General features: G+C 68.4%; 10 protein-coding genes. 9 read left to right on the forward strand and 1 reads right to left on the reverse strand.

Annotated features, from left to right (window positions below; translation table 11 throughout):
* Positions 1–544 precede the first annotated feature (544 nt).
* The 3 genes from ATE62_RS22025 to ATE62_RS22035 are packed head-to-tail and all read left to right on the forward strand — an operon-like array spanning position 545 to position 4724.
* Positions 545–2215, forward strand: coding sequence for an MFS transporter (locus tag ATE62_RS22025; RefSeq protein WP_058810320.1), 1671 nt, complete (start codon positions 545–547; stop codon positions 2213–2215).
* Positions 2212–3363, forward strand: coding sequence for an HlyD family secretion protein (locus tag ATE62_RS22030; protein WP_058810319.1), 1152 nt, complete (start codon positions 2212–2214; stop codon positions 3361–3363). Before ATE62_RS22025 ends, ATE62_RS22030 begins: the two co-directional genes overlap by 4 nt.
* A complete protein-coding gene (locus ATE62_RS22035; RefSeq protein WP_058810318.1) occupies positions 3363–4724 on the forward strand; it encodes an efflux transporter outer membrane subunit in 1362 nt (453 codons plus the stop codon). Before ATE62_RS22030 ends, ATE62_RS22035 begins: the two co-directional genes overlap by 1 nt.
* Here ATE62_RS22035 and ATE62_RS22040 read toward each other — a convergent pair.
* Positions 4721–5386, reverse strand: a complete 666-nt coding sequence (locus ATE62_RS22040; protein ID WP_058810317.1) for a hypothetical protein — start codon at positions 5384–5386, stop codon at positions 4721–4723. The two genes, ATE62_RS22035 and ATE62_RS22040, sit on opposite strands and share 4 nt — an antisense overlap.
* 102 nt (positions 5387–5488) lie before the next feature.
* Here ATE62_RS22040 and ATE62_RS22045 point away from each other — a divergent pair, with 102 nt between their 5' ends.
* The 6 genes from ATE62_RS22045 to trhO all read left to right on the forward strand — a co-directional run bounded on the left by ATE62_RS22045 (position 5489) and on the right by trhO (position 14376).
* On the forward strand, positions 5489–7150 hold the full coding sequence (locus tag ATE62_RS22045) for a phage tail sheath family protein (protein ID WP_058810316.1): 1662 nt from the start codon (positions 5489–5491) through the stop codon (positions 7148–7150).
* 97 nt (positions 7151–7247) lie between these two features.
* Positions 7248–9341 (forward strand): malate synthase G, encoded by a 2094-nt coding sequence (locus tag ATE62_RS22050; RefSeq protein WP_058810315.1) that lies wholly within the window; start codon positions 7248–7250, stop codon positions 9339–9341.
* A gap of 245 nt (positions 9342–9586) precedes the next feature.
* Positions 9587–10492, forward strand: a complete 906-nt coding sequence (gene dmeF, locus ATE62_RS22055; RefSeq protein WP_058810314.1) for a CDF family Co(II)/Ni(II) efflux transporter DmeF — start codon at positions 9587–9589, stop codon at positions 10490–10492.
* A 91-nt stretch (positions 10493–10583) separates the two neighbouring features.
* Positions 10584–11153 (forward strand): hypothetical protein, encoded by a 570-nt coding sequence (locus tag ATE62_RS22060; protein WP_058810313.1) that lies wholly within the window; start codon positions 10584–10586, stop codon positions 11151–11153.
* A gap of 101 nt (positions 11154–11254) precedes the next feature.
* The gene (locus tag ATE62_RS22065) at positions 11255–13276 is read left to right on the forward strand and encodes a GMC family oxidoreductase N-terminal domain-containing protein (protein WP_058810312.1); all 2022 of its coding nucleotides are present in this window, start codon (positions 11255–11257) and stop codon (positions 13274–13276) included.
* A 371-nt stretch (positions 13277–13647) separates the two neighbouring features.
* Entirely contained in the window at positions 13648–14376 is a 729-nt protein-coding gene (gene trhO, locus ATE62_RS22070; RefSeq protein ID WP_082662976.1) for an oxygen-dependent tRNA uridine(34) hydroxylase TrhO, read from the forward strand.
* Positions 14377–14568: the final 192 nt, after the last annotated feature.

The following is a 14568-nucleotide window of genomic DNA, read 5'->3' on the forward strand; positions in this document are numbered from 1 at the left end:
GGCGGGGGGCTCCGGCGGGATGGCGGCTTTGGCGTGGGAAGCGGACGTCACCCTGTCCAAAGTTCAGGAAAGTTCAGCCCTGTGCGCTCCCCCTAACAGGACCTTGGCAACCGCTTGTGTCGGCCGAGGGAAAGAGCCCGAATCGACGCTTGCATAGCGGGATAATGTAGGAAAGCTTTTTTTATGACTGCGGCGTTTTTGGGTGGGAACAAGACGATCCTCCCCACTTGTGGGGAGGTGGCAGCGCGAAGCGCTGACGGAGGGGGTGTGCGTCCTTGAGCGGCGCGTCAGGCTGAGAGCCCCCTCCAACACGCCCTTCGGGCGCGGTCCCCCTCCCCGCAAGCGGGGAGGATCTTTATGTCCCCTCCCGCCCGCACCGCCACCCAATCACCGATCCACCCCATATCGAATATGTCATACAACTGAAGGATTGCCCAATCGCGATGAACCGGCGCATAAGGGGTGCATGCCGGCCTGTGCAGGGGAGCCGCTCCGATGATCCGACCCGATCGCGCCCTTCGCCCCATCGGCCGCGGCGTGTGCCATGGCTGAGGAGGCGAAGCCCGGCGCCTATGTGCTGAAGCCGCACGAGCAGCCGCTCATCCCCGGCTCGCCCGCGACGCCCGACCATCCGCTGCGCCGCCGCCAGGCCTATTTTGCGATCGGGGTCTTCCTCGGCCTCGTCAGCGGCTTCCAGAACGGGCTGCTGCTCGCGAACCTCGCCGTGTTGCAGGGGCATATGGGGCTGACCCCGGTCGAGTCGGGCTGGATCACCGTCGCCTACAGCGTGACCAACGTCTGCATGAGCATATTGCTGTTCAAGGCGCGCCAGCATTTCGGCATCCAGCGCTTCGTGCGCGCGACGATGGTCGCGCTGCTGCTCGCCAATTTCGTGCAATTGTTCGACGTCGGCTATCGCGTCGAGCTGGTGTCGCGCGGCCTCGCGGGGATCGCCGCCAGCGGGCTCGTGACGCTCGCGATCTTCTACATGTTCCAGGCGCTGCCCGCGCCCAAGCGGATGGCGGCGCTGATCCTGGGCATCGGCATGGTGCAGACCGGGCTGCCGCTGGCGCGCGCGATTTCGCCTTTGCTCGTCTACGACGGCAATGTCGAAAGCCTGTTCGCTTTCCAGTTCGGGCTGTCGCTCGTCGCGGTCGGGCTGGTCAACGTGCTGCCGCTGCCGCAGGGGATCAAGGTCCGCGCCTTCAACCGCTTCGACCTCGTCAGCTTCCCGCTGCTCGCGGCCGGCGCCGGGCTGCTCTGCGTCTTCTTCGTCCAGGGACGCATCGTCTGGTGGCCGACGCCGTGGCTCGGCGGGGTGCTCGCGCTGTCGGTGGTGTTGATCGGTGCCTCCTTCCTGATCGAGCACAACCGGCTGCACCCGATGCTCGAGACGCGCTGGATGGCGAGCGGCGACCTCCTCAAGCTGGCGCTCAGCGGCGCGCTGGTGCGCATCGTGCTGTCCGAACAGAATTTCGGCGCGACCGGGCTGTTCACGACGCTGGGGCTGGTGAACGACCAGCTGGTGACCTTCTACGCGGTCACCGCCGCCGCCGCCTGCCTCGGCGTCGTGCTGCCGCTGGTCAAGCTCAACCCGCTCGACCTCCGCATGCCGACGATGATCGCGCTCGGCATCATCGCCGTCGCGGCCTTTGCCGACACGCATTCGGGGCTGATGACGCGCCCGGTCAACCTCTATTTGAGCCAGGCGGCGATCGCCTTTGCCGCGGTCTATTTCATCGGGCCGATGCTGATGGAAGGGTTCCTGCGCGCGCTCACGCGTGGTCCTTCTTACGTCGTCAGCTTCCTCGCGCTGTTCAACCTGTCGCAGACGATCGGCGGGCTCGCGGGCACCGCGGCGCTGTCGGCCTTTTTCACGATCCGCACCAAGGATCATCTGATGACGCTGGGGCTCAGCCTGCCGACCGACGACCCGGCCTTCGGGCAGCTGCTGGCGAGTCTCGCGGCCGGGCGCGCGAGTACCGTCACCGACCCCGCGCTCCGCGGCGCGCTGGCGGGCAGCGACGTCGTGCGCGAGGCCGCGCGGCAGGCGGCGGTGCTCGCCTATAACGACGTATTCTTCGTGCTCGGCGTCTTGTCGACGATCGGTTTGCTGATCATCCTCGCGCGCTGGCTGAACGATCGCCGGCGCGGCTACAGCCCGCTCGCGGCGGACCTCGGCAATCTTCAGAAAATGTTGGCGGAGCGACAATGACCGACAGTGAAAACACCCCGCCCCCTCCCGCGAAGAAGCCGGCGCCCGCGCCCAAGCCCGCGCCGCCGCCCGAGGAGCCCGCCGCGCCGCCCGCAGCCGAAAGCGGCTGGCGCCCCGACCGTTCGCGGCGGCAGGTGGGCTTCTTCGCCGCGATCATCCTGATCGGCGCGCTCGCGATCCTCTATGCGTGGGGGCTGCCGCCGTTCAGCCCGCAGAGCCAGACCACCGAAAACGCCTATGTCCGCGGCCAGACGACGATCATTTCGCCGCAGGTCGGCGGCTATGTGACCGAAGTGCTGGTGCAGGATTTCGACACGGTGAAGGCCGGGCAAGTCCTGGTGCGGATCGACGACAGCGTCTATCGCCAGCGCGTCGCGCAGGGCGAAGCGAGTATCGCCGCCCAGACCGCCAGCCTCGACAACAGCGCGCAGAGCCAGCGCTCGGCCGAGGCGCAATTGCGCGCGCAGGACGCCGCGGTCGGCAACGCGCGCGCGCAATTGCAGCGCGCGCAGGCCGACATGCGGCGCGTGACCGAGCTCGTCGACGCGGGGTCGGTGTCGCTGCGCGAACGCGACCAGACGCTCGCCGCGCTCCGCCAGGCCGAGGCGGGGGTCCGCCAGGCCGAGGCGCAGCGCCAGATCGCGCTCGAACAGATTCGCTCGGTGACCGTCGGGCGCGGCGGGCTGCAGGCGGGGGTCGAAAATGCGAAGGCGACGCGCGGGCTCGCCGACATCGACCTCGACCGCACGATCATCCGCGCCCCGCGCCCGGGCAAGCTCAGCGAGGTGACCGTGCGCGTCGGCCAGCTCGTCAACCCGGGCACCCAGCTCATGTATCTGGTGCCGCAGAAGCACTGGGTCGTCGCCAATTTCAAGGAAGCGCAGACCGCCGACATCCGCACCGGCCAGCGCGCGACGCTGAAGATCGACGCGCTCGGTGGCGCGGCGCTGAAGGGCGTGGTCGAAAACATCGCCCCCGCCGCGGGCAGCGAGTTCAGCGTGATCAAGCCCGACACCGGATCGGGCAATTTCGTGAAAGTGCCGCAGCGCATCGCGGTGCGCATCCGCATCGAACCGGGGCAGGACCTCGCCAAGCGGCTCGGGCCCGGCATGTCGGTGGTTGCGACCGTGCACACCGGGGACGATTGATGCGCCGCGCGCTCCCGCTGCTGCCGCTGCTGCTTGCGGGCTGTGCGCCGGCGATCACGCCGCGGCCCGAGGCGAGCCTGGTGACCCCGCCCGCCGACTGGCGCACCGCCGTGCCCGCCGGCGGTCCGATCGAGGCGGAGTGGTGGGGCCGCTTCGGCAATGCGCAATTGTCGGCGCTGGTCGAGCGCGCGCGGGCGCACAATGTCGACCTCGCCATCGCCGCGGCGCGCGTCGCGGAGGCGCGTGCGCAGGAGCGCGTCGCGCGCTCTTTGCTGCTGCCCACGCTTTCGGCGAGTGTGCCGGCATCCGAATCGCGCAGCGTCAATGCCTTCGGCCAGCCGAGCGAGAGCACGGCGGCGCAGCCGACCTTCCAGGCCGCCTACGAGATCGACCTCTTCGGCCGCAACGCCGCGCAGGTCGACGCCGCGCGCGCCAATGCCGCGGCGGTCGCGGCGGCGCGCGAAGCGGCGACGCTGTCGGTCAGCGCCGCGACCGCGAGCAGCTATATCGTCCTGCTCGCGCTCGACGATCGGCGCGAACTGCTGCGCCAGACGCTGACGACGCGCGGCGAGGCGCTGCGCATCGCGCGCGACCGCGCCGAGGCGGGCTATACCTCGCGGCTCGAACTCAGCCAGGCCGAGGCCGAATATCGCGCGACCGAGCAGCAGATCCCGGCGATCGAGGCGGCGATCGCGCGGCAGGAACATGCGCTGTCGCTGCTCGTCGGCGATACGCCGCAGGCGATTGCGCGCGGCGCGGGCTTCGATGCGCTCGTCACCCCGGCGGTGCCCGGCGTGCTCCCCTCCGATCTCGTCCGCCGCCGTCCCGACATCGCGCAGGCCGAATATGCGCTCGCCGCGACCGACGCGAACCTGCGCGGCGCGCGCGCGCAATATCTGCCGCAGATCCGGCTGTCGGCATCGGCGGGCGCCGCCATCTCGTCGCTGCTGGGCGATCCGATCACCATCTGGTCGGTCGGCGGCAGCATCCTCGCGCCGATCTTTTCGGGCGGGCGGCTGCAGGGCCAGTTCGACGCCGCAACCGCGCAGCGCGACCAGGCCGCCTTCGCCTATCGCCGCACCGTGCTCACCGCCTTTCGCGAGGTCGAGGACCAGCTCGCGGTGATCGACCGCCTCGGCGTGCAGGAAAGGGCGCTGCTCGCCCAGCGCGCCGCGGTCGCCGAGACCTTGCTCCACGCGACCAACCGCTATCGCGCCGGCTATTCGCCCTATCTCGAACAGATCGACGCGCAGCGCGCGCTGCTCGCGGTCGACCTCGCGCTGATCCAGCTGCGCACCGACCGCCTCACGGCCTATGTCGCGCTCTATCAGGCGCTCGGCGGCGGCGCGCCACCTGGCTAGCGTGCGAACCAGATGATGTGGCGGCCGCCCTTGCCGCTGCTGCGCGCGCGGACGGGCACTTCCTCGACCACGAAACCCGCATCTTTCAAACGCTGCGTGAAGCGCGCGTCGGGCGCCGCCGACCAGATCGCGAGCACTCCGCCGGGCCGCAGCGCCGCTCTGGCTCGCGCCAGCCCCGCCATCGAATAGATGCGGTCATTGCCTTCGCGCGTCAGCCCGTCGGGCCCGTTGTCGACGTCGAGCAATATCGCATCGTACCGCCGCGCCGCGCCGCCGATCACCGCCCCGACATCGCCCAGCACCACCTCGACGCGCGGATCGCCCAGGCATCCCGCAGTCAGGTCCGCCATCGGCCCCTTCGCCCAGTCGATCACCTCGGACACGAGTTCGGCGACGGTCACCCGCGCATCGGGGCCCAGCCGCGCGAGCGCCGCGCGCAGCGTAAAGCCCATGCCATAGCCGCCGACCAGCAGATGCGGCGCGACGTTCCCCCCGAGCCGGTCGCACGCCATTTCGGCGAGCGCTTCCTCGGACCCGCTCATCCGGCTCGTCATGAGTTCGCTGTGGTCGAGCGTGATGAAATAATCCGCTCCGCGCTGGAACAGCCGAAGGTCGCCGCCGCCGGGAACGGCGGCCGTGGCGAGGAGGATGCGCGGGGTCATGGCGGGGCTATAGGCGGCAGGGCGGCGCTTTGCACCCCTCGGGCGCGAAGCCGGGTAGCGAGCTGCCACATCCTCTGTCACAAAGAGCGGGGGGATTTGCCGATGCCGACGAATGATGGACCGACCCGCCAGACGCCCGGCGTCTATGTCGCCGAAATCGACGCCTTCGGCAGCGCCATCGTGGGCGTGGCGACCGCGGTGCCGATCTTCGTCGGCTATGCCCAGTTCGCTGGCGATCCGACGACGGGGGCTTCGCTGTACAACACGCCGGTCGCGATTGCGTCGATGGCGGACTATCAGGGCTATTTCGGCGGGGCCGACCGGCCGCCCTTCGCCGTCGCGCCCGACGCGACCGACCCCGCCGCCTTCACCGTTACGCCGCGACCGGGGGCGGGTCCCGACGGTTTCAACCTCTATTGGCAGATGCGCCTCTTCTTCGCCAATGGCGGGGGCGACTGCTATGTCGTCTCGGTCGGCAGCTATTGCGATGGCGCGTATCCGCGGGTGGCGTCCGAAATCGCCGGCGGACCGCGCGGTTTCATCCGTGTCGCCGACTTTGTCGGATCTGGCGACGGTATTATACCGGGCGGGCTGGCGGCGGCGGCATACGCCAAGGGGCCGACGATGCTGGTGGCTCCCGAGGCGTGCCAGCTCGGCCTCGCCGATTATGGCAAGGTCGTCTGCGCGATGCTGTCGCAGGCGAGCAGCTTGCAGGATCGCGTGGCGATTCTCGACCTGCCGGGCTGTCTTGCGGCCGACAGCTTCGAGGCACTGACCGCCGCGCAGGCCGATTTCTGGAGCGCGATCGCACCCGCGCTCGCCAGCGCCAGCTATGGCGCGGCCTATGCGCCGGCGATCAAGGCGACGGCCGTCGACGCCGGCGATGTCTACTACACGCAACTTGCCGCTTCGGGGGGCAATGATGCGATCAACGGCTTGCTGACCGCCGCGGCCGTGCAGCAATATGAGGGGCCGGCGCTGGCCCCGATCCAGGCAGCGATCGCGACGGCCTTTCCGCCATCGGCCGGGATCACCGGCAACGGCCCGCAATATTCGGCCGACGGTTCCGGCTATCCGCCGCTCCAGCCGGACCAGACGCTGGAGCAATGGCAGGTTTCGCTCGACAATCTGCTCGCCAATGCGCTGCCGCTGTACCACCGGATGAAGCAGGCGATGGCCGATGCGCTGAACGTCCAGCCCCCCAGCGGCATCGTCGCGGGCATCTGGGCGCAGAGCGACGCACTGAACGGCGTGTGGAACGCGCCCGCGAATATCGGGCTCGCGTCGGTCGATTCGCCGCTGTTCAAGGTCACCGACGACGAGCAGGGCGGCTTCAACGCGCCGGTCAACGGGCTGGCGATCAATGTCCTGCGCGCGCTACCGGGGCGCGGAACAGTCGTGTGGGGCGCGCGGACGCTCGACGGCAACAGCAACGACCATCGCTACGTCAACCTGCGGCGGACGCTGATCCTGATCGAGCAGTCGATCAAGACCGCGCTGCAAGCCTATGTCTTCGCCGCGAACGATGCGACCACGTGGCGGACGGTGCAGGCGGCGATCTCGAACTTCCTGACCGGCCTGTGGCAGCAGGGCGGCCTCGTCGGCGCGAAGCCCGGCGACGCGTTCAGCGTGTCCGTCGGCCTCGGCTCGACGATGACCGCGCAGGATATCCTGAACGGCTATATGATCGTCGCCATCCAGGTCGCGATCACGCACCCCGCAGAATATATCGAACTCACCTTCACCCAGTCGATGGGCAGCTGAGCGACCCATTGCCAAGCCGCGCGCTTCGCGGCATAGGGCGGCGGCCCTTTCCTCCCCGGGTCCACTGGCGCTTGGCGCCGAACCAAAGGGTGCTTCAATGACCGAATTTCTGGACCGCCACGGGCTGTCGATCGATGCGCGGCTGGTCGATTTCGTGCAGGATCGCGCGCTGCCCGGAACCGGGCTCGACGCCGACAAATTCTGGGTGGATTTTGCCGCGCTGCTGAACAAATTTGCGCCCGAGAACGCCGCTTTGCTCGCGAAGCGCGAGGCTTTGCAGGCGCAGGTCGATGCCTGGCACATCGAGCGCGCGGGGCAGCCGCACGACGGCATGGCGTATCAGGCGTTTCTCCGCGACATCGGCTATCTCGTGCCCGAGCCCGCGCCCTTCGCGGTCGGCACGACGAACGTCGATCCCGAGATCGCGACGATGGCGGGGCCGCAACTCGTCGTGCCCGCGCTCAACGCGCGCTTCGCGCTCAACGCCGCCAATGCGCGCTGGGGCAGCCTCTACGACGCGTTCTACGGCACCGACGCGCTCGACGCCCCGGCGGCGCAGCCCGGCGGCTACGACGCGGCGCGCGGCGCGGCGGTGATCGCGCGCGCCAAGGCTTTCCTCGACGAGGCGGTACCGCTCGCGGCGGGCAGCTGGGCCGACTGGACCGGCGGCACGCCCGACCTCGCCGCCCCCGCGCACCTCGTCGGCACCAAGGACGGCGGCATCCTGCTGAAGCACAACGGCCTGCACATCGAATTGGTGATCGACCCCGCGAGCGCGATCGGCCGGACGGACCCCGCAGGCATCGCCGACGTGCTGCTCGAAGCCGCGCTGACCACGATCATCGACCTCGAGGACTCGGTCGCCGCGGTCGACGGCGAGGACAAGGTGCTGGGTTATGGCAACTGGCTCGGCCTGATGCGCGGCGATTTGACCGAGGTGTTCGCCAAGGGCGGCGCGACCGTCACCCGCGCGATGGAGCCCGACCGCGACTGGACCGCGCCCGATGGCGCCGCCTTCACGTTGCCCGGCCGCAGCGTGATGTTCGTGCGCAACGTCGGGCATCTGATGACCAATCCGATGGTGAAGCTGGCGGACGGCAGCGAAGCGCCCGAGGGCCTCTGCGACGCGGTGTTCACCAGCCTCTGTTCGCTCCACGATCTGAAGGGCCTCGGCACGCTCAGGAACAGCCGCGCGGGCAGCATCTATATCGTCAAGCCCAAGCAGCACGGGCCCGAGGAATGCGGCTTCACCGACCGGCTGTTCGACGCCGTGGAGGACATGCTCGGCCTCGCGCGCCACACGATCAAGGTCGGGGTGATGGACGAGGAGCGCCGCACCAGCGCGAACCTCGCCGCGTGCATCCATGCGGTGAAGGACCGTATCGTCTTCATCAACACGGGCTTCCTCGATCGCACCGGCGACGAAATCCACACCTCGATGCGCGCCGGCCCGATGATTCCCAAGGGCGAGATGAAGGCGAGCGACTGGATCGCGAGCTACGAGGACCGCAACGTCCGCATCGGCCTCGCCTGCGGGCTTTCGGGCAAGGCGCAGATCGGCAAGGGCATGTGGGCGATGCCCGACCTGATGCGCGCGATGCTCGACGCGAAGATCGGCCATCCGAAGAGCGGCGCGAACACCGCCTGGGTGCCGTCGCCGACCGCGGCGACCTTGCACGCGCTGCACTATCATCAGGTCGACGTCTTCGCTCGCCAGCGCGAGATCGCGGGCGAGGCGGTGCCGTCGCTGGACCGGCTGCTCAATATTCCCGTCGCCACCGGCCGCAACTGGAGCGAGGCCGAGCTCACCCGCGAACTCGACAATAATTGCCAGGGCATTTTGGGCTATGTCGTGCGCTGGATCGATCAGGGCGTCGGCTGCTCGAAGGTGCCCGACATCGACGATGTCGGACTGATGGAGGATCGCGCGACGCTGCGCATCTCGTCGCAGGCGCTCGCCAACTGGCTGCTCCACGGCGTGTGCACCGCCGAACAGGTCGATGCCGCGCTGGTGCGCATGGCAACGAAAGTGGACGCGCAAAATGCCGGCGACCCGCTGTACGAAAAGCTCGCCCCCGACGGCATCGCCTGGCAGGCGGCGCGCGCGCTGATCTTCGAGGGCGTGACGCAGCCCTCGGGCTATACCGAACCGCTGCTGCACGCATATCGCCGGAAGAAGAAGGCGGCGTAGCCAAGGTTAAAGGAGCGGCCTTTCTAATCCTCCCTGCGGCGCAGCCGTGGGGAGGGGGACCACCCGCAGGGTGGTGGAGGGGTCGATACAATAGGCGTCGGTGTTAGGGGCAGCCACCCCTCCACCATGCTTCGCATGGTCCCCCTCCCCATCGCTTCGCGACAGGGAGGATTATTGGATTCGCTCCCCACCCCCACACCAACCCACCTTGCGCAACGCTGCAAAATACTATTCGAATGAGGCGCATGACCGCCGCGCCGCACAATCACGACTTCCTCGCCGCGTCGCACGACGACAATGCGCGGCGCACCCTGTGGGTCGTCGCGCTCACCGCTGTGATGATGGTCGGCGAGATCGTCGCCGGCTATATCACCGGGTCGATGGCGCTGCTCGCCGACGGTTTCCATATGGCGACGCATGCCGGCGCATTGGGGCTCGCGGCGGTGGCCTATGGCTATGCCAAGCGCCACCGCGACAATCCGCGCTACAGCTTCGGCACGGGCAAGGTCGGCGACTTGACCGGCTTCGCCTCGGCGCTGATCCTCGGCCTCTTCGCGATCGGTATCGCGGTCGAATCGGTCTTGCGGCTGATCGACCCCGAACGCGTCGATTTCGCCAGCGCCACCTTGGTCGCGGTGATCGGCCTCGCGGTGAATATCGTCAGCGCATTGCTGCTGATGGGCGGGCACGACCATGGCCACAGCCACGACCATCACGATCACCACCACGATAATCACCACAGCCACGGTCACGACAACAACCTCCGCTCGGCCTATCTCCATGTCCTCGCCGACGCTTTGACTTCGGTGCTGGCGATCGCCGCCTTGCTCGCGGGGCGCTATCTCGGCTGGCGCTGGATGGATCCCGCGATGGGGATCGTCGGCGCGATCGTCATCGCGCGCTGGTCGTGGAGCCTGATGCGCGACACCGCCGCGGTGCTGCTCGACGAGACCGACGGGCGGATCGCCGACGCGGTGCGGCGCGAGGTCGAGGGGATGGGCGTGCGGCTGATCGACCTCCACGTCTGGCGCGTCGGCCCCGGCGCGCACGCCGCGATCGTCGAGGTCGAGGGCGGACTGCCCTGCGCCGCGATCCGCGACCGCCTCGAACATATATCGGGCATCGGCCATCTGACCGTCGCGGTGCGCTGAGCCCCGTTTTTTCAGCGATTGCTCAGCTTTCGCTCATGACGCTCACCCGCGACGCCGGGCAGGGCGGGCCTCCATTTCCGGGAGGCTTTTCATGAACGACACAACCAACGAAACGACCAGGCGCGGCACCATGCCCTGGCGGCTGATCGGCTGGGGCGGAGCGGCGGCTTTGCTCGCGGTGCCGCTGGTCGCGATGCAATTCACCGACGAGGTCGTGTGGACCGCGGGCGATTTCCTTTTCGCCGCCACGATGTTCGGCATCGTCGGCTGCACCTTCGAGGTCGCGGTGCATATGAGCCGCAACCTCGCCTATCGCGCCGGCGCCGCGCTCGGCCTGCTCGCGGGGCTGCTGCTCGTCTGGGTCAATGGCGCGGTGGGTTTCCTCGGCGACGAGGGCAATCCGTGGAACCTGCTCTTCGCGCTGGTGCTGCTCGTCGCCGTCGCCGGCTCGGCGATCGGCCGGTATCGCGCCGCGGGCATGGCGCGCGCGATGGCTGCCGCCGCGGCGGTGCAGGTCGGCATCGGCGTCGCCGCGCTCGCCGCAGGGCTCGGCTCGGCGGGTCCCGCGGGGCTCTACGAAGCGGTGCTGGGGACCAGCCTGTTCGCCGCGCTCTGGCTGCTCTCGGCTGCCTTGTTCCTCAAGGCGGCGCGCACCGCATAGGGGGAGCGCCGACATAGCTGCCGTTCCGGTACAATACCGCCTTGCTTTTCCGCATTATAGGCCCGCATCTGGGACGCGGGACAGCAAGGGGGGCAGGGGCGATGACGGCACCGTTCAATTTCGGGCAGCTCAAATTTCTGAAGACATTGACCGAGGCGCTATTCCATGGCGCCGACATGGTCATCACCGCCGACGACGTCGTCGCGAATGTCGCGACTTTGTTCGGCAAGGTCGGCGGGACCAAGCTCGACGAGCTGCAATTTTCGCTCGATGCGACCGAATTCGCGCTGGGCCCGGTGTTCGTCGAATGCGACGTCGAAACGCGCGCCGAACGCGTGGCGAGCCGCCTGCAGAACAGCGACTTCGACCTGTTCCAGGACATGGCGCGGCTCCGCGGCATCATCTATGCCTGTTATTACGGCTATTGGCAGGGCGGCGACCAGCCGCGCGATGCCGGGCAGGACGCCAATCAGGCGAACCCGGTGCACGCCCAGATCGGCTTCACCCTCCCCAAATTCCGTACCCGCAGCGACCCGCCCGACCTGTGCATCACCGACGTCCGCGGCCGCGAGATCGACGACGACCATATCCTCTCCGCCGCGACGCTCGAGGATGAATATGACGTCGTCGTCATCGGCTCGGGCGCCGGCGGCGCGGTCGCGGCGCATAATGTCGCGGCGCAGGGTTATAAGGTGCTGATCGTCGAGGCCGGCCCCTTCTACCCCTCGCACCGGATCACCCACCACGAACTCGAAATGATCGCCGCGCTCTACAAGCATGGTGGGGTGCAGACGACGACCAACAGCGATTTCGTGATCTTCCAGGGGCGCAACGTCGGCGGCTCTTCGACGGTCAACAACGGCATCTGCCTGCGCGTCAACGAGGACGGCCGCACCCACCCCGACGCGCCCGACGTCCTCGCCAAATGGGCGAGCATCGGCGCGCCGATCGACGCCGCCGCCTTCCACGCGAGCTACGACGCGGTGCAGGCGAAGCTCGGCATCGCGCGCGCCGAACCGCGCAGCGGGCGCCACAACGGCACGCATCTGATCGATGGCTGGCACAAGCACGCCGCGGCCTCGACCGACCCGCGCGAGAAGCGCGCGATCGCCGACTGGTTCGACAAGAATTTCGGCCCGCCGCGCACGCCCAATGCCTGCGCCTATTGCGGCTATTGCAACTCGGGCTGCCCCTATGGCCGCCGCATGGGCATGGCGCAGACCTATCTGCCGTCGGCGTGCCGCGACCATGGCGCGCGTATCCTGCCCGAGACCAAGGCCGAGGAAATCCTCTGGCAGGACGCCGCGAACGGCAAGCTCGAGGCCGAAGCGGTGCGGCTGGTGATGCCCGATGGCTCGCGCCGCATCGTCCGCGCGCGCGTCGGCGTCGTCGTCGCGGGCGGCACGATCGCCTCGTCGAAATTGCTCGATAGCAGCGGCATCCAGGGCACCGGCTATCAGATTTCGCTCAACGTCGCCTCGCCCGTCGTCGCGCTGATGCCGGGCGGCGTCGGCGGCAATGCGTGGGACGAGGACCAGATGACCAGCTATGTCGACTGCGGCAAATATCTGCTCGAAAGCCATTTTCAGCCGCCGATGGCGATGGCGTCGCTGATGCCCGGCTGGTTCGGCACCCACGCCGGCCGCATGAAGAATTTCAGCCGCGTCCATTCCGCGGGCATCCTCTTCCCCGCCGACCGCCGCGGGCAGGTCGTCGACGGCAAGCTCAAATTCGTGCTCGACGTCGAGGACGACCTGCCGGTGCTGCGCGATGCGATGGCGACGCTCACCAAGGTCCATTTCGCCGCGGGCGCCGTCGAATGCTATCCCGCGCTGGCGAGCGGCAAGACGATCACGCCCCACATGGACGTCGAGGAATTCTTCTTCCGCGAGATCAAGCAGCAGGACGACCTCACCCTGTCGAGCAGCCACCCGCACGGCGGCAATGCGATCAACGAAAATCCGCAATATGGCATCGTCGACCCCGAGTGCCGCGTGCACGGCACGACCAATGTGCTGGTCACCGACGCCAGCACCTTCCCCAGCTGCATCCGCGTCAACGCGCAATGGACGACGATGGCGATGGCGCAGTACGCGACCGGGCGCGGCGATCCGTTTCGGTAAGGACTCAAGATTCTCCCCACGCGAAGCGATGGGGAGGGGGAGTGCAGGGTTGGATTGCCCCCGGCAATCCAAGTCCAGTCCGGGGGCCTGGACGACCCAGCACTCCGCGAAGCGGTGGTGGAGGGGTCGCGGCGCAGCGCCGACCTTCGACGTCGCCAACCCCTCCGTCGGCCCTGCGGGCTGCCACCTCCCCATGGCTGCGCCAAGGGGAGGATCTTTTTCGCGCAGAGGCGCAGAGGCCGCAGAGAAAATTTGTTCACGCGGAGACGCGGAGGCGCGGAGAAAAAAGACTGGCGGCTTCTCATTCTTCTCTCCGCGCCTCCGCGTCTCCGCGTGAATCTTTCGAACATTCCCGCTAAGGGCGGCCGGTCATGAGTTTCACCGTCGCCGCCCTCTACCGCTTCGCCCCCTTCGAAGACCCCGCGCTACTACGCCAGCCCTTGCTCGACCTCTGCGCGGCGAACGCCGTCAAAGGCACGCTCCTCCTCGCCCCCGAAGGCATCAACGGCACCATCGCCGGCCCCGCCGACGGCATCGCCGCGGTGATCGCGCATATCCGCGCGCTCCCCGATTGCGCCGAACTCGACGTCAAATATTCGACCGCCGCCGCCATGCCCTTCCAGCGCCTCAAGGTCCGGCTGAAGAAGGAAATCGTGACGATGAAGGTGCCCGGCATCGATCCGTCGCGCGACGTCGGGCGCTATGTCGATCCCGCCGACTGGAACGCGGTGATCGCCGATCCGGGCACCGTCGTCATCGACACGCGCAACGGCTTCGAGGTCGGTTACGGCAGCTTCGACGGCGCGATCGACCCGCAGACGAAGAGCTTCGGCGACTTCCCCGGCTGGTGGCGCGACCACAAGGACGAGTTTGCCGGCAAGCGCATCGCGATGTTCTGCACCGGCGGCATCCGCTGCGAAAAATCGACCGCGTTCCTGCGCAGCGAGGGCGTCGACGACGTCGTCCATCTGAAGGGCGGCATCCTCGCCTATCTCGAAGCGGTGCCCGAGGCGGAGAGCCGCTGGCACGGCAGCTGCTTCGTCTTCGACGAGCGCGTGAGCGTCGGCCACGGGCTGGTCGAGGTCGGGGAGAAGGAGTAGCGGCGGGTTCGGGGTGGGGAGCGGACGTACTTAATCCTCCCTGTCGCGAAGCGATGGGGAGGGGGACCATGCGAAGCATGGTGGAGGGGTGCGTGCAGCCGAACTCGGCGTATGACCTCCCGCACCCCTCCACCACCCTGCGGGTGGTCCCCCTCCCCACGGCTTCGCCGCAGGGAGGATTAAGATGTCCGC

Source organism: Sphingopyxis sp. HIX (genome assembly GCF_001468285.1).
In the GTDB taxonomy this organism is placed as follows: domain Bacteria; phylum Pseudomonadota; class Alphaproteobacteria; order Sphingomonadales; family Sphingomonadaceae; genus Sphingopyxis.

Bases quoted from the DNA above. Each gene is read 5' to 3' on its own strand.
- ATE62_RS22025 (WP_058810320.1), top strand. From the start codon at position 545: ATGGCTGAGGAGGCGAAGCCCGGCGCCTATGTGCTGAAGCCGCACGAG.
- ATE62_RS22030 (WP_058810319.1), top strand. From the start codon at position 2,212: ATGACCGACAGTGAAAACACCCCGCCCCCTCCCGCGAAGAAGCCGGCG.
- ATE62_RS22035 (WP_058810318.1), top strand. From the start codon at position 3,363: ATGCGCCGCGCGCTCCCGCTGCTGCCGCTGCTGCTTGCGGGCTGTGCG.
- ATE62_RS22040 (WP_058810317.1), bottom strand. From the start codon at position 5,386: ATGACCCCGCGCATCCTCCTCGCCACGGCCGCCGTTCCCGGCGGCGGC.
- ATE62_RS22045 (WP_058810316.1), top strand. From the start codon at position 5,489: ATGCCGACGAATGATGGACCGACCCGCCAGACGCCCGGCGTCTATGTC.
- ATE62_RS22050 (WP_058810315.1), top strand. From the start codon at position 7,248: ATGACCGAATTTCTGGACCGCCACGGGCTGTCGATCGATGCGCGGCTG.
- dmeF (WP_058810314.1), top strand. From the start codon at position 9,587: ATGACCGCCGCGCCGCACAATCACGACTTCCTCGCCGCGTCGCACGAC.
- ATE62_RS22060 (WP_058810313.1), top strand. From the start codon at position 10,584: ATGAACGACACAACCAACGAAACGACCAGGCGCGGCACCATGCCCTGG.
- ATE62_RS22065 (WP_058810312.1), top strand. From the start codon at position 11,255: ATGACGGCACCGTTCAATTTCGGGCAGCTCAAATTTCTGAAGACATTG.
- trhO (WP_082662976.1), top strand. From the start codon at position 13,648: ATGAGTTTCACCGTCGCCGCCCTCTACCGCTTCGCCCCCTTCGAAGAC.